This is a genomic window from Streptomyces sp. NPDC054757 (genome assembly GCF_053612185.1).
Window position 1 is genome coordinate 26,516 of sequence record NZ_JBSHBW010000006.1, and the last position, 22,064, is coordinate 48,579.

The window sequence follows — 22,064 nt, forward strand, 5'->3', positions numbered from 1 at the left end:
CGGCGCCGCCGCCGGGGCGCGACCGCATGGAGTGTCCACGCGTCAGCCGGACGCCCGAACCGGAGGAGTCCCCATGCCTGAGCTGTTCATCGGCGGCATCTGGCAGGCCGCCGCTGACGGGGGGCTCCGCGAAATCCGCTGCCCCGCCGACGGCACCCTGGTCGCGACGGTCGACGAGGGCGGGACGCGGGACGCGTCGGCCGCGGTCGCCGCGGCGCGTGAGGCGTTCGACCGCGGCCCGTGGCCTGCCACCCCCGCCGCCGAGCGGGGCGCGCTGCTGCTGCGGGTCGCCGCCCTGATCGAACGCGACCAGGACGCGCTCGCCCGCGCCGAGTCCCTGGACACCGGGAAGCGGCTCGTGGAGAGCGAGTACGACATGGCGGACATCGCCAACTGCTTCCGCTACTTCGGCAATCTGGTGGCGTCCGGTGGCACCGACCGCATCGTCGACACCGGGGACCCCGGCATCGACAGCCGGGTCGTGCATGAACCGGTCGGGGTGTGCGCGCTCATCACGCCCTGGAACTATCCGCTGCTGCAGACCGCCTGGAAGGTCGCCCCCGCGCTCGGGGCGGGCAACACGTTCGTACTGAAGCCGAGCGAACTGACCCCGCACACCGCCGTCTTCCTGATGCGGCTGCTGGCCGAGGCCGGGCTGCCCGACGGAGCGGCGAACCTGGTGCTCGGCACCGGGCCGGACGTCGGCGCCCCCCTCAGTGAGGATCCGCGGGTCGACATGGTGTCGTTCACCGGCGGACTGGTCACCGGGCGCCGCATCATGGCCGCCGCGGCCCCCACGGTGAAGAAGGTCGCCCTGGAACTCGGCGGCAAGAACCCCAACATCGTCTTCGCGGACGCGGAGTACGAGAGCGCGGTCGACTACGCCCTGACCGCCGTGTTCCTCCACTCCGGCCAGGTCTGCTCGGCCGGGGCGCGGCTCCTCGTCCAGGACGAGCTGCACGACCGGTTCGTCGAGGACGTGGTGGCCGGGGCGCGGGCCATCCGGCTGGGCGGCCCCTTCGACGAGAACGCCCGTACCGGTCCGCTGATCTCGGCGGCACACCGCGAGAAGGTGGAGGCCTATGTGGCGGCGGGGGTGGCCGAGGGCGCGGTGCTCCGGTGCGGGGGCGCGCGGCCGGACGACCCGGCGCTCGACGACGGCTTCTACTACCTGCCGACGGTGCTGGACGAGTGCACCCGGGAGATGTCCGTGGTGCGCGACGAGTCGTTCGGGCCGGTCCTGACCGTCGAGCGGTTCCGCGACGAGGACGAGGCGGTCGCCCTCGCCAACGACACGGTCTACGGGCTGTCCGGCGGGGTCTGGTCCCAGGACGTGGGCCGGGCCCACCGGGTGGCGTCCCGGATGCGGGCGGGCACCGTATGGATCAACGACTTCCAGCCGTATGTGCCGCAGGCGGAGTGGGGCGGGATGAAACAGTCGGGCTTCGGGCGCGAGCTGGGCCCCGCGGGTCTCGCGGAGTACCAGGAGGCCAAACATGTGTGGCGCAATCTGTCGCCGCGTCCGCTGCGGTGGTTCGAGTGAACCGGGACGGCGCCGGGACGGACGGCGCCGCACCGGAGCCCGCGGACGCCGCCCGTACCCAGAACCAGCACGACGACGACTCGCTCTCGGCCTTCGGCTACAAACCCGAACTCAAGCGCACCCTCGGCAACTTCCACACCTTCGCCGCCGGGATCAGCTACATCTCGATCCTGACCGGCACCTTCCAGCTCTTCTACTTCGGGGTCAGCTTCGGCGGGCCCGCCTACTGGTGGTCCTGGCCGATGGTCTTCGTCGGCCAGCTGATGGTGGCCCTCTGCTTCTGCGAGCTGGCCGCCCGGTATCCGGTGGCCGGCTCGGTCTACAACTGGGCGAAGAAGCTCGGCGGCCCGCACATCGGCTGGCTGGGCGGCTGGATGATGATGACCGCCACGATGGTCTCGCTGGCCGCCGTGGCGCTCGCGTACCAGATCACGCTGCCGCAGATCTCATCGACGTTCCAGTTCATCGGCAACGGCAGCGGCAAGACGGACGCCGCGGAGAACGCCGTCCTGCTGGGCAGCGTACTGATCCTCTTCACCACCCTGGTCAACGCCTTCGGGGTCAAGCTGATGGCCAGGATCAACTCCGCGGGAGTCATGGTCGAGCTGATCGCGGCCGTCGTACTGATCATCCTGCTGGCCGCGCACATCACCAGGGGCCCCGCCGCGATCACCCAGACCCATGGCATCGGCGCCGGGCAGACCCTGGGCTACCTCCGCGCGTTCCTGACCGCGTCGCTCGCCTCCGCGTATGTGATGTACGGCTTCGACACGGCGTCCTCGCTCGGGGAGGAGAGCGTCGATCCCAGCCGGAACGCCCCGCGGGCGATCCTTCGGGCCCTGTTCTTCTCGTTCCTGCTCGGCGGGCTCATCCTGCTCTTCGCGCTGCTGGCCGTCCCCGATCTGACGTCGAAGAAGCTGTCCGCGGACGGTCTGCAGTACGTGGTGCTCTCCACGCTCGGTTCGACGGTCGGCCAGATCGTGCTGTGGTGCGTGGTCATCGCCATCACGGTCTGCGAACTCGCGGTACACGCGGCGGGCATCCGGCTGGCGTTCGCGATGGCCCGCGACAACTGTCTGCCGGCTTCGTCGCTGCTCGCCCGGGTCAGCCCGCGGTTCAAGACACCGGTCCTGCCCGCGATCATCATCGGGGTCGTCGGCATCGTCATCCTGGTGATCAACATCAATCAGCCGCAGATCTTCTCGGTGATCACGAGCATCGCGATCATCATGATCTACGTGGCGTATCTGATGGTCACCACGCCGATGCTGATCCGGCGGCTGCGCGGCACCTGGGAGCCGGTCGAGGGCCGCTTCTCGCTCGGCCGCTTCGGACTTCCCGTCAACATCCTCGCGGTGCTGTGGGGCTTCGCCATGTCGCTCAATCTGGCCTGGCCTCGCAGCCAGGTCTACAACGCGACGGGCCCGCACCACTGGTACCTGCAGTGGGGCGCGTTCGTCTTCATCGGGATCGTGGGCGGCGGGGGGTTCGCGTACTACTGGTTCGTCCAGCGCAAGAAGGCCGGCGTACTGGACGCGCACCGCGCCGTCCTGAAGGAACCGCCGCCGCCCACCGCGTGAACCGGTCCGCCCCGGGGCCACCGGCCGTCCGCCCCGCCCCTCCACTCCCTCCCGCCTCTCCCTCCCCGTCGAATCCCCTGATCTGGAGCAGCGATGTCCGAGGAAACACCCGAACGCGCCGACGAGCGCGGTGCGTACGACTACGTGGTGGTGGGCGGCGGGACCGCGGGCGCGGTCATCGCGGCCCGGCTGAGCGAGGACCCCTCGGTCACCGTCTGTGTGCTGGAGGCGGGGCCTTCGGACGCCGGCGACGACAATGTGCTGCAACTCGACCGATGGATGGAGCTCCTTGAGTCCGGCTACGACTGGGACTACCCGGTGGAGCCGCAGGAGAACGGCAACAGCTTCATGCGGCACGCCCGCGCCAAGGTGCTGGGCGGCTGCTCGTCGCACAACTCCTGCATCGCCTTCTGGGCCCCGGCCGAGGACCTCGACGAGTGGGGCGCGCTGGGCTGTACGGGATGGAGCGCGGCGGACTGCTTCCCGCTCTACCGGCGGCTGGAGAGCAACGACGCTCCCGGTGACCACCACGGCCGCTCCGGCCCTGTCACCATTCGTACCGTCCCGCCGGCCGACCCGTGCGGTGTGGCGCTGCTCGACGCCTGCTCGGAAGCGGGGATCCCCCGTACACCGTTCAACACGGGGCGGACCGTGGTGCGCGGGGCCGACTGGTTCCAGATCAACGCCCGTACGGACGGCACGCGTTCGTCGGCATCGGTCTCGTATCTGCACCCGGTGCTCGCGGAGCGGCCGAACCTGGAGATCCGGACCGGCCTCCAGGCCAGGCGGCTGCTCTTCGACGCGCACGAACGCTGCACGGGTGTCGAGTATCTGGAGCCCGACACCATCCACAGCGGCTCGGTGACCGCACGGCGTGAGGTGATCGTCAGCTGCGGGGCCATCGATTCACCGAAGCTGCTGATGCTCTCCGGCATCGGACCTGCTGGGCATCTGCGGGAGAACGGGATCGGCGTACGGGTGGACTCCCCCGGGGTGGGGTCGCATCTCCAGGACCACCCGGAGGGCGTGATCATGTGGGAGGCGAAGCAGCCCATGGTCACCTCGTCCACCCAGTGGTGGGAGATCGGGATCTTCTCCGACACCGAACCGGACCTGGACCGGCCCGACCTGATGTTCCACTACGGCTCGGTGCCCTTCGACATGAACACCTACCGGCGCGGCTATCCGACGACGGACAACGCGTTCTGCCTCACGCCGAACGTCACCCGGGCCCGCTCGATGGGCACGGTACGGCTGCGCACCCGCGACTTCCGCGACAAGCCCCGGGTCGATCCGCGTTACTTCACCGACGACCACGACATCCGGGTGATGACCTACGGGCTGCGGCTCGCGCGGAAGATCGTCTCCCAGGCGCCGATGGCCGACTGGGCGGGCCCCGAGCTGGCGCCGGGGCCGGCCGTGCGCTCCGACGACGAGCTGTTCTCGTACATCCGGGAGACCCACAACACCGTGTACCACCCGGCCGGGACGGTCCGGATGGGCGCGCCGGGGGACCCGGAATCGCCGCTCGATCCGCAGCTGCGCGTGAAGGGCGTCACCGGGCTGCGGGTCGCCGACGCCTCGGTCATGCCGTTCCTGCCGACCGTGAATCCCTGCATCACCACCATGATGATCGGCGAGAAGTGCGCCGACATGATCAAGGAGGGCTGACCGGAGAACTGAGGGCTGAGGGCTGAAACAGGAAGTCCGCCGTCGCAACGTGGTCGCAACGTCGCGCTCCCTACCCTCGGCTCCGAGCGCCGTCCGACGGCGGGCGGCGCGGATTCCGGGAGGCCACTGACATGACCCGTTACGCAGCGCCGGGTACCGAGGGCGCGATCGTCTCGTACGAGTCGCGCTACGACCACTGGATCGGCGGGGAGTTCGTCCCGCCCGCACGCGGGCAGTACTTCGAGAACCCGAGCCCGGTCAACGGCAGGCCGTTCACGGAGATCGCCCGCGGCACCGCCGAGGACGTCGAACGCGCCCTGGACGCGGCGCATGCGGCGGCCCCCGGCTGGGGGCGCACCCCGGCGGGTGACAGGGCCACCGTCCTCAACCGGATCGCCGACCGGATGGAGGCGCATCTGGAGGAGCTGGCGGTCGCCGAGAGCTGGGAGAACGGCAAGCCCGTCCGCGAGACGCTGGCTGCCGACATCCCGCTCGCCATCGACCACTTCCGCTATTTCGCGGGCGCGCTGCGGGCCCAGGAGGGGACGCTCAGCGAGATCGACGACGACACCGTCGCGTACCACTTCCACGAGCCGCTCGGTGTGGTCGGCCAGATCATCCCGTGGAACTTCCCGATCCTGATGGCGACCTGGAAGCTCGCACCGGCGCTGGCCGCGGGGAACGCGGTGGTGCTCAAGCCCGCCGAACAGACCCCGGCCTCCATCCACTTCCTGATGGGCCTGATCGCCGATCTGCTGCCGGCCGGTGTGGTCAACATCGTCAACGGCTTCGGCGCCGAGGCGGGCAAGCCGCTGGCGTCGAGCCCGCGGGTGGCGAAGATCGCGTTCACCGGCGAGACCACCACCGGGCGGCTGATCATGCAGTACGCCTCCGAGAACATCAAACCGGTCACACTCGAACTCGGCGGCAAGTCACCGAACATCTTCTTCGACGACGTGTGGTCGGCGGACGACGACTTCCGCGACAAGGCACTTGAGGGCTTCACGATGTTCGCGCTCAACCAGGGCGAGGTGTGCACCTGCCCTTCGCGCGCGCTGATCCAGAGCGGTCACTACAGCGAGTTCCTGGAAGCGGGCATCGCACGCACCGAGCAGATCCAGCCGGGCCACCCCCTGGACACCGACACCATGATCGGCGCGCAGGCCTCCAACGACCAGCTGCAGAAGATCCTTTCGTATCTGGACATCGGCCGGCAGGAGGGCGCGAAGGTCCTCACCGGAGGCCGGCGCGTCGAGTACGACGGCGAACTGGCCGGCGGATACTACGTCCAGCCGACGGTCTTCGAGGGCGACAACCGGATGCGGGTCTTCCAGGAGGAGATCTTCGGCCCGGTGGTCGCCGTCACGTCCTTCTCCGACTTCGACGACGCGATCAGCACGGCCAACGACACGCTGTACGGGCTCGGCGCCGGCGTATGGACCAGGGACATGAACACGGCCTACCGTGCCGGCCGCGCCATCCAGGCGGGCCGCGTCTGGACGAACTGCTACCACGCCTACCCCGCGCACGCGGCCTTCGGCGGCTACAAGCAGTCGGGGATCGGGCGGGAGAACCACCGGATGATGCTCGACCACTACCAGCAGACGAAGAACCTGCTGGTGTCCTACTCGCCGAAGAAGCTGGGGTTCTTCTGACACGGCTGTCCCGTAATCCCTGGCGGGCGCACGGAAAGCAGGCCAGGGCGGCCCCGGGCCACCGGGCCCTCGCGGGTGTTCGCAGGGGCCGGGACCGGGACTTCCCCACGATCGCCGGTTCGGCCGACCGGCGATCGTGGCCTGTGCCCGCGGGCCCGCGCGGCGTCTACTCCCGGGACGCGTCCACCTCCCAAGGATCATCCTGGCCGACCCGCGGCACGGCCCTCAGTACGAAGGAGGTGATCGCCTCGGCGAGGTCGGCCGGAGCTTCCAGCGGGATCAGGTGACCCGTGTGAGGGATCACCACGAAGTCGGCTCCGGAAAGATAAGGCAGCAGGTGCTCGATGAGCACGCCGACCGGCTCGACACGGTCGTTCTCTCCGGCGACGACCAGCGCGGGCACCCTGATCAGGCGGGTGTGCCCGGTGATGTCCTCTGCGATGCCGTGCAGCGGCCACTCCGTACGGGCGGCGCCGGCGCCGGCACGTGAATCGGCCGCGATCCGTTGCTTGACCGATTCGGGCAGCTCGGTCGCGGTGAGAATGTTGTCCCGCACTCCGGCGACGGACTCGTCGGAGTCGTAGGCATGGGAGAGGTCTTCCTGGTACTGGGGGGTGATCTCCGCGGCGGGCTTCGCCGGGCCGGAGCCGACGAGGACGATCCCCCGGAGGCCGGTGGGCCGGGCCGCCGCGACCAGTTGGGCGACCTTGCCGCCCATGGAATGTCCGACGAGGAGGTAATCGGTGACACCCGCGTCGGCGATCACGGCGAGCGTGTCGTCCGCGAGCCGGCGCAGCGTGCAGGGGCCGGGCAGACCGCTTGAGCGGCTCCACCCACGGAAGTCCGGGGTGAGTACGTCATGTCCCGGAAGGCGATCGACGACGAGGTCCCAGGTGCGGGCGGATCCACCCCAGTAGTGCAGGAACACCAGAGTCGGTCCGGTCCCCGGCCGGTGGTCGTAAGCGGGCAGCAGGGACTGTGGTGCCGTGTTCATCGCGATTCCCTCGATCGGTGTGCCGTGGCGGATCTTCCGCGTATCCATTGAATGTCCGCGGGACGTCCCGGGCATCGGCGTGACTGGTCGCCCCATGGTGGAAACTGGACACATGACCGCGATCCGGCAGATGACCTACCAGCCCGTCGGGCGTGACGCCGCCGCTGTCGAGACGATGACGTTCGACCGGCTTCGCGAGCTCAACGACGGCGGCACACAACGTGCCGACTTCCATGTACTCGCCGTCGTCGACGCCGGACAGGGATCCGTCATGGTCGACTTCCTCCGGCACCCGCTCGGGAAGCGGTCCGCGGTATGGCTCCCTCCTGGCACGGTGCACCGGTGGGACGAAATCGCGGGCGTGGCAGGGCACATCGTGCTGTTCGTCCCCACCGCACCGGTCACCCACACCACCCGCGAACTCGTCGCAACCCCGGACACGGACGCGCGGTGGACCGTCCCCGACGCCGAATGGCCGTACGTCGACGCCGCGCGGAACCATCTCCTCCTCGAAGCATCCGCCCCGCCCGGAGACGTATCGGCGGAGCTGCCACGGATCCTGCTCTCCGCGCTCATCGCCCGGCTCCGGCCGCCGCACTCCGAAGCACGGCCGGCGAATCCGGTGTTCAGTCTGTTCCGGTCCAGTGTCGAAGCGCACTTCCGGGAGCACCACGACGCCGGGTACTACGCCCGGTCCCTGGGGTACGCGCCCCGCACCCTCTCCAGAGCGGCGCAGCAGGCCACCGGCCGCACGGCGAAGGCGTACATCGCCGATCGGATCGTCCTGGAAGCCAAACGGCTCCTCGCTCACGACCGCCTCACCGCGGCCGGCTGCGCCGGCGCGCTCGGCTTCCCCGACGCGTCCAACTTCTCGGTGTTCTTCCGGAGGGCGACAGGTGTCCGCCCGGGCGCCTGGCGGACCACGGAGATCACACAGCCGCGCACGGGCCTCACCTCGGTCTGATTCCGCCGCCGCGGGACCCCGAGAGCCTGCGCTGCCGCAGGTGAAATGCCGGGTGAAACACCAACGGAAGTAGCAGGTGCGCGACCGGACGCCGTACGGAGGGCGCCGCTTGACGTCCTTCTGGGCGGGCCCTAGCGTGCGGCCATGAGCGAGCCGTTGACCAGCCCCGGCGAGGGTTTCCACCCACACCTGCACGATTCACCTGACCACGCGGCGGCACCGCTGCGCACCCGGTTGCACCACATCCGGGCGGGCTCCCTGGACGGCGGCACGGCACAGACCGACGGGATGCGCCGGTTCGCGGCCATCAGCGGGACGACGACCGGTTCCGAGAAACTCTGGATGGGCGAGACCCGCGTCGCGGCCGCGACCTCATCGTCCGACCACCACCACGGCGAGTCCGAGACCGCCATCTATGTGGTGAGCGGTCACCCCGAGTTCGTCTTCCTGGATGATTCGGGCCAGGGGCCGGAGGAGGTACGGCTGCGTACCGGGCCCGGTGACTATGTCTTCGTCCCGCCGTTCGTACCGCACCGGGAGGAGAACCCCGACCCCGACGACGAGGCCGTTGTCGTCATCGCCCGCAGCACTCAGGAGGCGATCGTGGTGAACCTCGCCGGGTTGTACGCGCTGCCGACCGCGCAGACCTGACCCACCCGCCCGGTCCCCGGCGGCCCTTCTCGCGGGCAGCGTCCTGACCGGGCCGGCGGGTGACCGACGACCGGGTCCTCCCCCTGGGCAGACCTCTTGACAAAGAGAGTGCGGCCTATCGATCATAGAACTCACGTCTGACAACGTTGTCATCACCTCGGGAGCGACGTGACCCAGTTGAATCGCAGGCACTTCCTGTCCAGTGGGATCGCCGTCGCAGGCGGTGGAGTCCTCGGTGCGTTCGGGCTCTCCGACGTCGCGGCCGCCGCCCAGGGCGGCCCGGCAGGCACCGGCCCCCTCCGCAGCCACGGCCACGAGATCACCAGCGGCTGGACCTTCGCGGCCGCCGACGGCGCCGGCCTGCACGGTGAGGGGCTGGCCGGCGCCGGGCACATCGCCGGGATGAAGCCGGCCGTCGTGCCGGGGACACCGCTCACCAGCATGATCGCCAACGGCGAGTACCCCGATCCCCTCTACGGCCACATCGTGACCGATACGGTCCCGGACACCCTCAAGGACACCGGCTACTGGTACCGGGTCGCCTTCCCCGTACCGCGGCTGATCCCGGGCCAGCGGTTCTGGCTGCAGTTCGAGGGCATCAACTACCTGGGAACCATCTGGCTCAACGGCACCGAAGTGGGCACCATCGAGGGGGCGTACAGGCGCGGTGTCTTCGATGTCACGGACATCGTCGCGAAGGCGCACGGTACGGCCCATCTCGCGGTGCTGGTCGGCAAGCTGGAGTACACCGACCCCCCGTCGCTGCCGAGCTACGCCAGCGGCGTCACCCGCGGCGGCCACAACGGCGGCAAGACCGGGATCACCCTGAAGAACGGGCCGACAGCCTTCTGTACGGCGGGCTGGGACTGGCTGCCCACCATCCCCGACCGGGACCTCGGTATCTGGCAGCCGGTCACCTGGTCCACCACCGGGCCGGTCCGGCTGACCGACGTCCGCGTCGACCCCACGCTCTCCGCCGATCTCCGTACGGCCGACATCGCGATCGACCTCGCCCTCGACAGCGCCTTCGACAAGGCCAGGGCCGTGGTGGTGAAGGGGTCCATCGACGGTCACGCATTCGAACGGACCGTCACCGTGCCGGCCGGCTCGTCCTCGGTCACCCTGACGTCGAAGGACATCACCTGCCTGCGGCTGGATCGCCCGAAGCTGTGGTGGCCCAACGGCTACGGTGACCCCTACCGCTACCGGCTGGCGATCGGCGTCGAGTCCGGTGGCCAGGTCCACGACGAACGTACGGTGGACTTCGGCGTCCGGCGGATCGAGTACACCAAGCCGATCCAGTCACCGTCGGGCTCCCCGGCCGACTGCCTGGCGATCACCGTCAACAACCAGCCGATCCTGGTGATGGGCGGCAACTGGGGCCTGGACGAGGCACTCAGGCGTATTCCGCGGGAACGGCTGCGGGAGCAGGTGAGGCTGCACCGCGACGCCAACCTCAACCTGATCCGGAACTGGAACGGCCAGAGCAGCACCGAGGACTTCTTCGATGCCTGCGACGCGTACGGCATCCTCGTCTGGCAGGACTTCTTCTGCTCGACCGAGGGCCCCCCGCCGGGGAACGTCGCCCGTGACCTGGACAACATCCGCGACTGCATCGTGCGGTTCCGCAACCACCCCTCGGTCCTGCTCTGGTGCGGCGGCAACGAGGGCCCGCCGCCGCAGCAGCTCATCGACGGCCTGGACTCGCTGGTCGCCGAACTCGACCCCAAGCGCGCCGTGCTGACGAGTTCGGCCGGGGACACCGGCAAGGACCCGATCGGCGGGTACAGCTCGGGCGGGCCGTACCACTGGGTCACTCCGAGCACCCACTTCTCCCTCAACGACGGCACGCACTGGCCCCCGTTCCACAACGAGGTCGGCTCGTACTCGATACCCACGCTGGAGTTCATCAGGAAGATGCTCCCGGAGGCGTCGTGGGAGCACCCGGACGACTTCTGGGCCGACCGGGACGTCAACGGCAACGGGGGCAACGGCGGCGGCGCCGGCTATCTGCGGCTCACCGCGGAGCGCTACGGCGAAGTGCTCAACCTGCCGGACTTCGCCCGCAAGTCCCAGCTGATGAACTACGAGTGCACCAAGGCGATCTACGAGGCGCACGCCGCGAACATGGAGAGCGCCGCCGAGAACAAGCCGTATCCGCGCACCGGTGTCATCATGTGGATGACCAACCCCGCGCAGCCCAGCTTCGTCTGGCAGATGTACAGCCACGACCTGGAGGCGCATGCGACGTTCTACGCGGTCCAGCACGCGTGCCGGCGGGTGAACGTGATCCTCAACAGCCAGACCCTTGATGTGGTGGTGGCCAACCACACCCGCTCGGTGGTGCGGGGCACCGTCGCCGTCACGCTCCACGACCTGAACGGGGCCGCTTTCGCCCACACTTCCCTGCGCGTCGGTGGAGCGGATGCGTCCGACCACACCGTGATCGGCTCCATCGCCTCACAGCTCAAGGACGCACCGTCCGAAGTCGCTTTCGTCCGGCTCGTGTTCAGCGACGCGCACGGCAAGGAACTGGTCCGTAACTTCTACTGGGCCGAGAATCCGGCCCGCGCCGCGGGATTCGAGAGCCTGGACGAGGCACCTGCGGCCGCCGTCTCCGTCGTGGCCGGCACGGAGCACGGACGGGACGGACTCGGCCTGTCGGTGGAGGTCGAGAACACCGGCCGGGCCGTGGCGCTGATGCTGCATCTTCAGGTGTACGACACCAGGACCGGTGAACGCGTCCTGCCCGCCACGTTCAGCGACAACTACCTCAACCTGGTGGGCGGCGAATCCCGCACGGTCCGGGTACAGCTCGACGACGACCAGATCCGGCACCACCGGGACGTCGGTGTACGGATCGACGGCTGGAAGATCGACCAGCGGGCCTCCCGGCTGCGGGGGCACGGGGTCGCCGTGACCTTCAACCAGGCGGCACTCGCGACCCACCCGTCCAAGAAGACCTTCGGCGGGTAACCGGGACGCGTGGGTGGGCCGGTCCCGTCCGGCCCGCCCACGGTTCTGGCTCTGCCTGTGCTCTCGCAGCGGCTGCGCCGGTCTGTCGTACGGAACCGTCCAGGGGCGCGGCACGCGAGCGTCAGGAAAGCATGGCCGCCCGGTCGGCCTCACTGCGCAGAACGCAGAACTCATTGCCTTCGGGATCGGCGAGGACCGCCCAGCCCGAACCGTCGGGATTCCGGCGATCCGCGACAAAGGTGGCTCCGAGGCCCAGCAGCCGGTCCACCTCCTGATCGCGTGAGGTCTCGGGGCGCAGACACAGATGGAGCCGGTTCTTGACCGTCTTGGCGTCCGGCACCTGGTTGAAGTACAGCACCGGGCCCTCCGCAAGCAGCACCTGGGTCTCCAGGTCACCCGGCCTGTCCTCGGGGTGCTGCGGGCGGCCGGTCACCCGGCTCCAGAACCGGGCCAGCCCGTAGGCGTCCGCACAGTCGATCGCGACGTTCTGCAGTACCGAGACCATGCACGCGAGCCTTCCTGATCGCCGCGTCCGACGCCACCGGATTGCAGCCATCACCGGCCTGTACGGACCGGAGAGGCACCCGGCGGAGCAAACATGCTATCTGCATGTATCCATGCATGCATCTATTGAGTTAGAGTGACGCCATGGCCACCCGAGACACCACAGCGCGACCTTCCGCGTCCCACGCCGCTTACGCGCTCACGAAGGAACTCATCCTGAGCGGCCGGCTGCCCGGCGGCAGTCTGATCAGCGAGGGAGAGATCGCGGAGCGGGCGAGCCTGAGCCGTACACCGGTGCGTGAGGCTTTCCTCCGGCTGGCCGGTGAGGATCTGCTTGAGCTCCACCCCAAGCGCGGCGCTGTGGTGGTGCCGGTCTCGCCGGGTGAGGCACAGGACGTCCTGGAGCTGCGGCAGGCGCTCGAACAGGCGGCCGCGGAACGGATCGCCGAGCAGGGCCTGGAGGACGAGGACACGGCACGGCTGCGCGCCGTGATCGATCTCCAGCACGAGCGGGCGGAGGCCGGGGACGTCGAGGGGTTCGCCGAGGCCGACGAGATGTTCCACCGCGGCGTCGTGGACGCGGCGGGCAACACGCTGTCGAGCAAGTTCTACCGGACACTGACGGACCGGCAGCGGCGGATGAGCGTCTACGCACTGCACCTGCGTCCGGAGCGCCTGGCCCAACTTGCCGGGGAGCACACCGCTCTGCTGGAGCTGCTGCTGTCGGGGGACAGCGCACGGTTCGCCACGACGCTGAGATCACATCTGCGCGACACACACCGGCAGACCTGAGCCGTACGGCACCAGGCACACGCACACAGCCAGCTCCAGGAGACCGCGAGTCGTATGTCCGCCGCTCAACCGACCCTCACCACCACTCCCAGCGCTCCCACCACTCCCCCGGCGTGGCCCAGGATCGCGGCCTCCGCGATGTTCGCCTGTGGCTGGGGCGGAAACCAGTTCACCCCCCTGCTCATCATGTATCGCCGGGTCGGCGGCTATTCGGTGCTGAGTGTCGACATGTTTCTCGGCGCCTACGTGGTGGGGCTGATTCCCGGCCTGTTGTGCGCGGGCCCGCTGTCCGACCGGCACGGCCGACGTCGCGTCATGTTCGCGGGGACGGTCCTGTCGGTGATCGCGAGCGCGGTTCTCGCTTTCGGCGCGGAGGGCCCGTGGCCGATCTACGCAGGCCGGCTGCTCACCGGTATCGCGGTCGGGGTCGCCATGTCCGTCGGCAGCAGCTGGGTGAAGGAGCTGTCCACGGCGTCCGCAGACGCGACCCTCGGCGCCCGGCGGGCGTCGCTGTGGCTCACGTCCGGTTTCGGCCTCGGGGCGGGACTCGCAGGTCTGCTGGCCCAGTGGGGGCCGTGGCCGATGGTGCTGCCGTACGTGGTGCACATCGCGCTCACTCTCCCGGTCCTGGCGCTTCTGCCCGGTGTGCCGGAGACGCGCGCCGCCTCCCCGGGCACGGTCCGCGGACTGCTGAGCGATCTGCGTGTCCCTCCGCGCGGGCGCCGCCGGTTCCGGTTGCTGGTGCTGCCGATGGCGCCCTGGGTGTTCGGGGCGGCCGGGCTGGCCTACGCGGTGATGCCGCAACTGGTCGACGACCGTCTCGGGGACTGGGGCCTGGTCTACGCGACTGCCCTCACCGTCCTCTATCTGGGTGCCGGCGTCGCTGTCCAACCGCTGGCCAAGCGGCTCGACCGGGCGCGGAGCGCACCGAATCCCGGTGTCATCGCGATGACGGTGATGGTGGCCGGCACGGCGGTGTGCGCCGTCGACGCGGTGCTCCGCTCCCCCTGGCTGGCGCTGGCCGCGGCGCTGGTGCTGGGCGCGGGGTACGGAATCGCGGTGGTGACCGGGCTCCTTGAGGTGCAGCGCATCGCCGGTGCGGATGATCTGGCGGGGCTGACCGGTGTGTACTACGCACTCGCCTATGCGGGGTTTCTGCTGCCCACCCTCCTCGCGCTGATGTCCGTCCGGGTGCCGTATCCGGTGCTCCTGACCGGTGTGGCGACAGTGGCGGCCGGGTGCCTGGCCGTCGTGGTCCACGGAGTGCGGCGGCCGGAGGGGCGAGAGGTCCAAGAACCTTTGCGGGGGCCGGAGATGAGAGCGGACGTGGTGGAGCGGGAGAGCCGGTTCCGGGCGGCTCGGGAAGAGTAGCGCCCCACGGCGGCCGGGGCTGGGCAGCGGTGCCCGGAAGAGCGGTCGGGCGGGCCTGCCGCTCGGCAACGGGACGCGGGACCCATGTTGTTGATCATGGATTGCGGTGGTCGGGGCAGACGTCGTTCGAAGGGGTTCATGACGATGTGAAGGAGGCCCGGTGCCGATGCGGGAGACCAGGACTGACACCAAACGTCCCGGAGCAACGGAGGCGCTGTCCCCCACCGTCGTTCTCCTCGCGCTGGTGGGAGCCGTGCTCTGCGCCGCCGTGCTGCTCTTCGTACGTTTCGCGCACTGGGCCGGGGCGCATCCGGTCGCCGCCACCGTTCTCGCACTGCTCGCGGTTCCCGTGCTCTCCACCTTGTTCCGGGCGATGCCCGGGGCCCGCGAGCTGCGCCGCGCCGCCCGTGCGGGGATGGCCCGGGCCGACCGCGGACTCACCGGGACAGCCCCGGCCGTCGAGGCCGCCACCCCCTGCCCCGCTCCCCGGGCTTCCGGGACGACCGGGTTCTCTCCCCTCGGGGCACGGGACGGACTCACCGCCGTCATGCCCGAGCCCGCCCCCGAACTCACCGGGGCGGCTCCCGCGGCCTCCGACGATGTGGCGGTACCTGCCGGTCGGCGTAGCAAGTGCGGCTCGCAGTGGGACGGATCCTGACGGTGCTCGGGTACGGAACCGCCCCGGCAGGTCGCGGAAGACCTACCGGGGCAGCGGACAGGGGTGGTTGGGCCAACGACGGCACGCCGGAACCCGCCCTCACCGCCGAGGAGGGCGCAAGCGCCGCAGCCAGGGCGGGGCCCCGGCCTGCCCGAGGGGCACCTACCAGCTCTGCCCGGGGTCCTCGTGGTGCCAGAGGCGGTCGGCGCTGTTCGTGGCCCGGTACAGGCTGACCGTCGAGTACGCGCCGCCGACGGTGTCCACCGCCGCGGCCAGCCTGGTGTTCCCGGCCGGCCGCAGGCTCCACCACCCGGTCGCCCCCTCCGCACCGGTGTTGGTCGACTCGGGGACGATTTTCCAGCTCTGCGCCGCGCTTCCGTCGCAGTTCTCCATGGACACCGCCACTCCGACCGCCGCAGTGGATGTCGGCTGGAGACAGAGCCCGGCCTCCTCACTGCGGATCACCCAGGTGCTGTCGCTCCGCCTCTCCAACTCCCAGCCGACCACCACCCGCTTGTCGAAGACCGCGGCACGGATCGTGGCCAGCGCGGTGCCCGCGGCCTTGGAGTCGTTGAAGGACTCCATCCGGGAGCCATCGGCCCGGTTGACGATCTCCTGATGCCGGACACTGCTTACACCGGGCGCCGCTGATGCCTGCCCAGGCATGACGGCACCACAGAGGCTGACCGCGGCGACAGCGGCAGCGCAGAGACCAGGCCCCGGTGGGAACGAAGCGGCTTTCGGACGAGCATGGATGGAACCCCTTCCACGAGGAGGCGGCCTCGAACCGGCCGCGCACCTGCCACGGATGTACGGGGGCGAGCCTCCCCATCGGCCGTACGGAGGTATGCCGGAGAAGGAGTGATTAACCCGTCTTGATGACATAAAGCAGCTCATACCGTTAACGGACAACTCACTTGAACGCGGGCGGCCGGCGCGGTCAGCGGTTCGGCACCGAGATCCCTGAGTGCTCAGAACGCTCGCGGCGACGTCTCCGGCGCCCCCGACCTCAGCCCGTCCATCACCAGATCCAGCAGCCGGCCGGCGCGCGTCTGCCAGTCGCTCTGCGGATCTATCATCCACAGACCCGCGATCGCCAGCATGAAGTCGTCCGAGGTCACTCCGGGACGGATCGTGCCCGCCTTCTCATTCGCCGCGAGCAGCAGCGCGACAGCCTCCGTCAGCGGACCGTGCGCGAGACTCTTCATGGTGCCGCGGGCGGCCGTCGCTTCGCGCAGCGCCTCGGCGAGGCCCGCCTTGGCCATCGCGTACTGCGCGAGCCGGTCCATCCACTCGCGCAGTGCCACGCGGGGCGGCCGCGTGCACAGCAACTGCTCGGCGGCCTGCGCGACATGCTCCACCTCGTACCGGTACACCTCCAGGACCAGCGCCTCCCGGCTGGGGAAGTTCCGGTAGAACGTGCCCTGCCCGACGCCCGCCTTACGCGCGATGGCACTCAGAGGCGTGTCCGCCGAGCGCGTCAGTTCGGCGAGGGCCACCTCAAGGATGCTGTCACGGTTGCGCTGCGCGTCCGAGCGCAGCGCAGGCTGCCTCTTGGGGTGTCGCACACGTCCTCCTCCGGTGTGGCGCGGAATCATCCTTGCTGGGCGGACAGTTGTCCACTACGGTCGGGAACTCTGAACGGACAGCTGTCCGTTTAGCCTTCATCACCGTAGCGGCGGACCAGGCCCGGCACCGTGCCGACCCCCGTCGCCCCTCCCGACTCACAGCGCTGATTCTCCTCGCAACAGGAACGCGAAAGAAGGCCCCCTCATGGCCCCAGCGGGCACCCCGACCTCCAGCGCCGTCACGCTGCACATCAACGGAGACAAGTACACCCTGCCCGTCGACCACCGCACCACACTGCTCGACGCCCTGCGCGAGCGGCTCGATCTGACCGGTACGAAGAAGGGCTGCGACCAGGGGCAGTGCGGCGCCTGCACCGTGCTGGTCGACGGGCGCAGGACCGTTTCCTGTCTGCAGTTCGCGGTCGCCGCCGAGGGCCGCGAGATCACCACCATCGAGGGCGTCGCAGACGATGACGGGCTGCACCCCGTCCAGCAGGCCTTCGTCGAACTGGACGGGTACCAGTGCGGCTACTGCACCCCAGGGCAGATCTGCTCGGCCCTCGCGGTCCTGGAGGAGCACGCGGCCGGCTGGCCGAGCGCCGCGACCGAGGACGTGCGGCCCGAGGCCGGCCCTCAGCCACTGACACCGGAGGAGATCAGGGAGCGGATGAGCGGAAATCTGTGCCGGTGCGGCGCCTATGTGTCGATCGTGCGGGCCGTGGCCCAGGCGGCCGCACAGTCGGCCGAGAGCGTGAAGGAGCAGGCGGCGTGAGGGAGTTCGTATATGAGCGGGCGCATGATGTGCCGGGCGCCGTGGCGGTGCTCGGCGCCGATCCGGAGGCGCGGTTCCTCGGCGGCGGCACGAACCTCGTCGATCTGATGAAGGCCGGCGTCGAGCGCCCCGCACGCCTCGTCGACGTACGGGCACTGCCCCTCGACCGCGTCGAGCGCACCAGCGCCGGCGGCCTGCGGATCGGGGCGACCGTCACCAACAGCGATCTCGCCGCGGACCCCGAGGTGCGCCGCCGCTACCCGGCGCTGGCCCAGGCCGTGCTGGCCGGGGCTTCCGGCCAGCTGCGCAACATGGCGACCGTCGGCGGGAATCTGCTGCAGCGCACCCGCTGCGGCTACTTCACCGATGTGAGCAAGCCGTGCAACAGGCGGGTACCGGGCAGCGGCTGCCCCGCCGTCCGGGGCGAGCACCACAACGCGGCGATCCTCGGAGCGAGCGAGCACTGCGTAGCCGTGCACCCGTCCGACATGGGTGTCGCGCTCACCGCCTTCGACGCCGTGGTGGAGTACGAGACCGCGGACGGCACCGGGGAGATGGCGCTCGGCGACTTCTACCGCCCGGTCGGTGACACCCCGCACCTGGAGACCGCGCTGCCCGCGGGCGCGCTCATCACCGCAGTCACCCTGCCGCCCGCTCCGGTCGCTGCCCGCTCCCGCTACCGCAAGGTCCGCGAGCGGGCCTCGTACGCCTTCGCCATCGGATCGGTGGCCGCCGCGCTCGATGTACGCGACGGGGCTGTGCGGGACGTACGGATCGCCTTCGGGGCGGTCGCGTCGCGGCCCTGGCGGGCCCGGACCGCCGAACGGGAACTGCTGGGCAGGACCGCGGACGGCGCCTCGTTCGCCGCGGCGGCCGATGCCGAGCTGGCAGAGGCATCGCCACTGCCGCACAACGCGTACAAGGTGCCACTGATGCGCAATCTCGTCGTGGCACTGCTCACGGAACTGGAGCAGGAGGCGACCCGATGAGCACAGCTCCCACAGCGCCCACCATGGCGAAGCCCGAAGCGGTGGGCGTCGCCCACACCCGGATCGAGGGGTTCGAAAAGGTCACCGGCGCCGCCCGTTACGCCGGCGAGGTTCCCTTCGCCGAACTCACCCACGGCTGGCTGGTGTTGTCGACGGTCGCCCGCGGCCGTATCCGCGCGATCGACGAAGACGCGGCGCGCGCCCTGCCCGGGGTGCTCGCCGTCCTGCACCACCGCAACGCGCCACGGGTGAACGACGACGTCGTCGGGGTGCTCGGCCGCCCCGACCCGATCGTCGAGGTCTTCCAGCACGACCGGATCCCGCATGCCGGGTGGCCCGTCGCGCTGGTCGTCGCCGAGACACCCGAGCAGGCGCGCGAGGCCGCCGAGGCGCTCTCCGTCGAGTACGACGAGGAGCCGCATGACGTCTCCTTCCACCCGGACAAGGAGGGTGTCTACACGCCGGAGGACGCGGAGAGCACCAAGGGCGACCTGGAGGCCGAACTCGCCGCTTCCGCCGTGGTCCTGGACGCCAGGTACACGACGCCCGAGCAGCATCACAGCGCCATGGAGCCGCATGCTGTGACGGTGCGCTGGGACGGCGGGCGGCTGGAGGTCCACGACTCCAACCAGGGCAGCAAGTGGATCGCCGACGACCTCGCCCGTCTGTTCTCGCTCGATCTGTCCGCCGTGCACGTACGCTCCGAGCACGTCGGCGGCGCCTTCGGCTCCAAGGGACTCCGCTCGCACCATGTGGCCGCCGTGATGGCCGCGACCGAGCTGCACCGTCCGGTCCGTATCGCCCTGACACGACGCCAGGTGTTCGCGATCACCGGGTACCGCAGCCCCACCACCCAGCGGGTGCGGCTCGGAGCCGATGCGGACGGGCGGCTGCGCGCCTTCGCCCATGAGAACCATTCGCTCACCTCGAATCTGCGTGAGTTCGTCGAGAGCAGCGCTTCGTACGGACGCACCATGTACGACGCCGTCGCGCACCACACCGTCAACCGCGTCGTGCCGATCGACGTCCCCACCCCCACCTGGATGCGGGCTCCCGGCGAGGCACCTGGCTCCTTCGCTGTGGAGTCGGCGCTCGACGAGCTCGCCGAGCGGCTCGGCATGGATCCGATCGCGCTGCGCGTCCGCAACGAACCCTCGGTCGGCCCGGTCTCCGGGCTGCCGTTCAGCAGCCGCAACCTGCTCTCCTGCTACGACGAGGGGGCGCGGCGGTTCGGCTGGGCCGGGCGCGACCCCCGTCCGCGCGTGCGCCGCGAGGGCCGCTGGCTGCTGGGGACCGGCGTCGCCGCCTCCACGTTCCAGGCGGGCGCGGCCCCGTCGACGGCCTCGGTCACAGCGGAGCCCGGTGGCACCTTCACCGTCCGGATCACCGCGTCCGACGTCGGGACGGGCGCACGGACCGCCCTCACCCTCATCGCCGCCGACGCCCTCGACGTGGCTCCCGGGCAGGTCCATGTCCGCATCGCCGACAGCGACTTCGGGTCCGCCTGGGTCGCCGGCGGCTCGATGGGCACCCGGTCCTGGGGCTGGGCCGTCATGTCCGCGGCGCGTGAGCTGCGTGAGCGCCTCGTCCTGTCCGGCGGGGAGATCCCGGACGAAGGTCTCACGGCCCGCACCGACACCGCAGCGCTCATCGCGGCGCTCGCCGAGAAGGAGCGGTACGCGTACGGGGCGCAGTTCGCGGAGGCCGCCGTCGACGTGACCACCGGGGAGGTGCGGGTACGGCGGCTGCTCGGTGTCTTCGCGGCCGGCCGGATCATCAACCCCCTCACCGCACGCAGCCAGTTGGTGGGTGGCATGACGTGGGGGCTGTCCATGGCGCTGCACGAGGAGGCGGTACGTGACGAGGCGTCCGGCGGGCACGTCGGTGCGGACTTCGCGGGCTACCACTTCGCCGCGAACGCCGATGTACCGGTCATCGAGGCCGACTGGGTCGACGACCCGGACCCGGACGACCCCGTCGGCATCAAGGGCGTAGGCGAGATCGGAATCGTCGGCACGGCCGCGGCGATCGCCAACGCCGTGTGGCACGCCACCGGTGTGCGCCACCGCGATCTCCCCATCCGGCCCGACCGGGTGATCCTCGCCGAGGCGCACCGGGATGAGCGGCATGCTTGATCTCGCAGCCGGTCTGCACCAGTGGGCTCTGCAGGGGCGGGAGTTCGCCGTGGCCACCGTCGTCTCGGTGACCGGCAGCGCGCCCCGCCCACCCGGCTCGGCGCTCGCCGTCGACGCCGGCGGGCAGGTCATCGGTTCGGTCTCGGGCGGCTGTGTCGAGGGCGCCGTGTACGAGCTGTGCGTCGAGGCGCTGCGCGACGGCAGGGTGCGCCGCGAGCGGTTCGGGTACAGCGACGACGACGCGTTCGCCGTCGGGCTCACCTGCGGCGGCGCAGTGGAAGTGCATGTCGTTCCGGTGGGTACGGACGCCCCGTCCCGTCCGACGGTGGAGGCGGCGCTTGCGGCCGCGGCGAGCGGCGAGGCGGTGGCCCTGGCCCGGATCCTTGATGGGCCCGGCCATCTCGCCCACAGCGGCGGGGTGTTGCTGGTACGTCCCGATGGGTCGGCCGAGGGTGCGCTCGGCTCGTCGGACGACTCGGGGCTCGCCGCACAGGCGCGGGCGCTGCTCGGCATCGGGAGGACCGGGGAGTGTGCGGTGCCGGAGAGTTCGGCCCGGTGCGGCAGTGATGTCACCCTGTTCGTGGAGTCGAGCGTGCCGCCCGCCCGGATGATCGTGTTCGGGGCGGTGGACTTCGCGGGGGCGCTGGTGCGGGTGGGGAAGCTGCTCGGCTTCCATGTGACCCTCTGCGACGCACGCGGTGTCTTCGCGACGCGGGACCGGTTTCCCGAGGCGGACGAGGTGGTGGTGGAGTGGCCGGACCGCTATCTGCGCGGCACCGTCACCGACGAGCGGACGGTGCTGTGTGTGCTCACGCACGACTCCAAGTTCGATGTGCCGCTGCTGGAGGTCGCCCTGCGGCTGCCGGTCGCGTACGTCGGCGCGATGGGCTCGCGCCGCACCCATGAGGACCGGCTCCGCAAGCTGCGGGAGGCCGGGGTGGACGAGAAGGGCCTTGCGGGGCTGCGCTCCCCCATCGGCTTGGACACCGGCGGCCGTACGCCGGAGGAGACAGCCGTCTCCATCGGCGCGGAGATCATCACCGTCCTCCGGGGCGGCAGCGGGGCTCCGCTGAGTGGTGGCGGGGGGCCGATCCACCGTCCGGACCGTGTACGTGCCCGTTAGGCGCTGGGCCTCGGGCGCTTGACGTCGAGCGCATGAGCGGACCGGTACACGGCCGGAAGGGCAGCGGACCTGCTGCGGCTGCTGCAGCTGTCCGGTGGAGAGAGCGACGATCGGAGTC

General features: G+C 70.4%; 18 protein-coding genes. 14 read left to right on the plus strand and 4 right to left on the minus strand.

Translation table 11 applies throughout. From position 1 onward, the window contains the following. The first annotated feature begins 73 nt into the window (after window positions 1-73). From ACWGKJ_RS10480 to exaC, 4 genes are all read left to right on the plus strand, one after another. Window positions 74-1,543 carry an aldehyde dehydrogenase family protein gene (locus ACWGKJ_RS10480; RefSeq protein WP_385018395.1) on the plus strand — a complete coding sequence of 490 codons (1,470 nt, stop codon included), beginning with the start codon at window positions 74-76 and terminating at the stop codon, window positions 1,541-1,543. Next, a complete protein-coding gene (locus tag ACWGKJ_RS10485) occupies window positions 1,501-3,123 on the plus strand; it encodes an APC family permease (protein WP_385018397.1) in 1,623 nt (540 codons plus the stop codon). Before ACWGKJ_RS10480 ends, ACWGKJ_RS10485 begins: the two co-directional genes overlap by 43 nt. Before the next feature lie 93 nt (window positions 3,124-3,216). Beyond that, a complete protein-coding gene (locus ACWGKJ_RS10490; RefSeq protein WP_385018399.1) occupies window positions 3,217-4,794 on the plus strand; it encodes a GMC family oxidoreductase in 1,578 nt (525 codons plus the stop codon). Between the two features lie 131 nt (window positions 4,795-4,925). After that, window positions 4,926-6,449: an acetaldehyde dehydrogenase ExaC gene (gene exaC, locus ACWGKJ_RS10495; protein WP_385018401.1), complete on the plus strand. Its 1,524-nt coding sequence runs from the start codon at window positions 4,926-4,928 to the stop codon at window positions 6,447-6,449. Between the two features lie 166 nt (window positions 6,450-6,615). On the opposite strand, the gene ACWGKJ_RS10500 is transcribed toward exaC, so the two are convergent. Then, window positions 6,616-7,443 carry an alpha/beta fold hydrolase gene (locus ACWGKJ_RS10500; protein ID WP_385018403.1) on the minus strand — a complete coding sequence of 276 codons (828 nt, stop codon included), beginning with the start codon at window positions 7,441-7,443 and terminating at the stop codon, window positions 6,616-6,618. A 112-nt stretch (window positions 7,444-7,555) separates the two neighbouring features. Between ACWGKJ_RS10500 and ACWGKJ_RS10505 the strand changes: the two genes are divergently transcribed. The 3 genes from ACWGKJ_RS10505 to ACWGKJ_RS10515 all read left to right on the plus strand — a co-directional run bounded on the left by ACWGKJ_RS10505 (window position 7,556) and on the right by ACWGKJ_RS10515 (window position 12,034). Then, window positions 7,556-8,407: a helix-turn-helix domain-containing protein gene (locus ACWGKJ_RS10505; protein ID WP_385018405.1), complete on the plus strand. Its 852-nt coding sequence runs from the start codon at window positions 7,556-7,558 to the stop codon at window positions 8,405-8,407. A 144-nt stretch (window positions 8,408-8,551) separates the two neighbouring features. After that, complete coding sequence (locus ACWGKJ_RS10510) at window positions 8,552-9,058, plus strand: cupin domain-containing protein (protein WP_385018407.1); 507 nt, start codon at window positions 8,552-8,554, stop codon at window positions 9,056-9,058. A 168-nt stretch (window positions 9,059-9,226) separates the two neighbouring features. Next, the gene (locus ACWGKJ_RS10515; RefSeq protein WP_385018409.1) at window positions 9,227-12,034 is read left to right on the plus strand and encodes a glycoside hydrolase family 2 protein; all 2,808 of its coding nucleotides are present in this window, start codon (window positions 9,227-9,229) and stop codon (window positions 12,032-12,034) included. 121 nt (window positions 12,035-12,155) lie between these two features. Here the strand turns inward: ACWGKJ_RS10515 and ACWGKJ_RS10520 are convergent, their stop codons facing one another. Then, complete coding sequence (locus ACWGKJ_RS10520) at window positions 12,156-12,539, minus strand: VOC family protein (protein ID WP_385018411.1); 384 nt, start codon at window positions 12,537-12,539, stop codon at window positions 12,156-12,158. 143 nt (window positions 12,540-12,682) lie between these two features. Between ACWGKJ_RS10520 and ACWGKJ_RS10525 the strand changes: the two genes are divergently transcribed. The 3 genes from ACWGKJ_RS10525 to ACWGKJ_RS10535 all read left to right on the plus strand — a co-directional run bounded on the left by ACWGKJ_RS10525 (window position 12,683) and on the right by ACWGKJ_RS10535 (window position 15,359). Further along, window positions 12,683-13,330, plus strand: a complete 648-nt coding sequence (locus tag ACWGKJ_RS10525; RefSeq protein WP_385018413.1) for a GntR family transcriptional regulator — start codon at window positions 12,683-12,685, stop codon at window positions 13,328-13,330. A 54-nt stretch (window positions 13,331-13,384) separates the two neighbouring features. After that, the gene (locus tag ACWGKJ_RS10530; protein WP_385018415.1) at window positions 13,385-14,701 is read left to right on the plus strand and encodes an MFS transporter; all 1,317 of its coding nucleotides are present in this window, start codon (window positions 13,385-13,387) and stop codon (window positions 14,699-14,701) included. A gap of 166 nt (window positions 14,702-14,867) precedes the next feature. After that, the gene (locus tag ACWGKJ_RS10535; protein WP_385018417.1) at window positions 14,868-15,359 is read left to right on the plus strand and encodes a hypothetical protein; all 492 of its coding nucleotides are present in this window, start codon (window positions 14,868-14,870) and stop codon (window positions 15,357-15,359) included. A 162-nt stretch (window positions 15,360-15,521) separates the two neighbouring features. Here ACWGKJ_RS10535 and ACWGKJ_RS10540 read toward each other — a convergent pair whose 3' ends face one another. Then, complete coding sequence (locus ACWGKJ_RS10540) at window positions 15,522-16,025, minus strand: RICIN domain-containing protein (RefSeq protein ID WP_385018419.1); 504 nt, start codon at window positions 16,023-16,025, stop codon at window positions 15,522-15,524. A 305-nt stretch (window positions 16,026-16,330) separates the two neighbouring features. Continuing rightward, window positions 16,331-16,927, minus strand: a complete 597-nt coding sequence (locus ACWGKJ_RS10545) for a TetR/AcrR family transcriptional regulator (RefSeq protein WP_453315707.1) — start codon at window positions 16,925-16,927, stop codon at window positions 16,331-16,333. 205 nt (window positions 16,928-17,132) lie between these two features. Here ACWGKJ_RS10545 and ACWGKJ_RS10550 point away from each other — a divergent pair, with 205 nt between their 5' ends. The 4 genes from ACWGKJ_RS10550 to ACWGKJ_RS10565 are packed head-to-tail and all read left to right on the plus strand — an operon-like array spanning window position 17,133 to window position 21,946. After that, complete coding sequence (locus ACWGKJ_RS10550) at window positions 17,133-17,699, plus strand: (2Fe-2S)-binding protein (RefSeq protein WP_385018423.1); 567 nt, start codon at window positions 17,133-17,135, stop codon at window positions 17,697-17,699. Next, a complete protein-coding gene (locus ACWGKJ_RS10555; RefSeq protein ID WP_385018425.1) occupies window positions 17,696-18,688 on the plus strand; it encodes an FAD binding domain-containing protein in 993 nt (330 codons plus the stop codon). Before ACWGKJ_RS10550 ends, ACWGKJ_RS10555 begins: the two co-directional genes overlap by 4 nt. Then, complete coding sequence (locus ACWGKJ_RS10560; protein WP_385018427.1) at window positions 18,685-20,823, plus strand: xanthine dehydrogenase family protein molybdopterin-binding subunit; 2,139 nt, start codon at window positions 18,685-18,687, stop codon at window positions 20,821-20,823. The genes ACWGKJ_RS10555 and ACWGKJ_RS10560 overlap by 4 nt, the downstream gene beginning before the upstream one ends. Continuing rightward, the gene (locus tag ACWGKJ_RS10565; RefSeq protein ID WP_385018429.1) at window positions 20,816-21,946 is read left to right on the plus strand and encodes an XdhC family protein; all 1,131 of its coding nucleotides are present in this window, start codon (window positions 20,816-20,818) and stop codon (window positions 21,944-21,946) included. Before ACWGKJ_RS10560 ends, ACWGKJ_RS10565 begins: the two co-directional genes overlap by 8 nt. Window positions 21,947-22,064: the final 118 nt, after the last annotated feature.

What these genes read in the sequence shown, in the direction of transcription:
- ACWGKJ_RS10535 (WP_385018417.1), top strand. Translation starts at nt 14,868, where the DNA reads ATGCGGGAGACCAGGACTGACACCAAACGTCCCGGAGCAACGGAGGCG.
- ACWGKJ_RS10520 (WP_385018411.1), bottom strand. Translation starts at nt 12,539, where the DNA reads ATGGTCTCGGTACTGCAGAACGTCGCGATCGACTGTGCGGACGCCTAC.
- ACWGKJ_RS10540 (WP_385018419.1), bottom strand. Translation starts at nt 16,025, where the DNA reads ATGCCTGGGCAGGCATCAGCGGCGCCCGGTGTAAGCAGTGTCCGGCAT.
- ACWGKJ_RS10480 (WP_385018395.1), top strand. Translation starts at nt 74, where the DNA reads ATGCCTGAGCTGTTCATCGGCGGCATCTGGCAGGCCGCCGCTGACGGG.
- ACWGKJ_RS10490 (WP_385018399.1), top strand. Translation starts at nt 3,217, where the DNA reads ATGTCCGAGGAAACACCCGAACGCGCCGACGAGCGCGGTGCGTACGAC.
- ACWGKJ_RS10510 (WP_385018407.1), top strand. Translation starts at nt 8,552, where the DNA reads ATGAGCGAGCCGTTGACCAGCCCCGGCGAGGGTTTCCACCCACACCTG.
- ACWGKJ_RS10500 (WP_385018403.1), bottom strand. Translation starts at nt 7,443, where the DNA reads ATGAACACGGCACCACAGTCCCTGCTGCCCGCTTACGACCACCGGCCG.
- ACWGKJ_RS10505 (WP_385018405.1), top strand. Translation starts at nt 7,556, where the DNA reads ATGACCGCGATCCGGCAGATGACCTACCAGCCCGTCGGGCGTGACGCC.
- ACWGKJ_RS10560 (WP_385018427.1), top strand. Translation starts at nt 18,685, where the DNA reads ATGAGCACAGCTCCCACAGCGCCCACCATGGCGAAGCCCGAAGCGGTG.
- exaC (WP_385018401.1), top strand. Translation starts at nt 4,926, where the DNA reads ATGACCCGTTACGCAGCGCCGGGTACCGAGGGCGCGATCGTCTCGTAC.
- ACWGKJ_RS10550 (WP_385018423.1), top strand. Translation starts at nt 17,133, where the DNA reads ATGGCCCCAGCGGGCACCCCGACCTCCAGCGCCGTCACGCTGCACATC.
- ACWGKJ_RS10565 (WP_385018429.1), top strand. Translation starts at nt 20,816, where the DNA reads ATGCTTGATCTCGCAGCCGGTCTGCACCAGTGGGCTCTGCAGGGGCGG.
- ACWGKJ_RS10530 (WP_385018415.1), top strand. Translation starts at nt 13,385, where the DNA reads ATGTCCGCCGCTCAACCGACCCTCACCACCACTCCCAGCGCTCCCACC.
- ACWGKJ_RS10525 (WP_385018413.1), top strand. Translation starts at nt 12,683, where the DNA reads ATGGCCACCCGAGACACCACAGCGCGACCTTCCGCGTCCCACGCCGCT.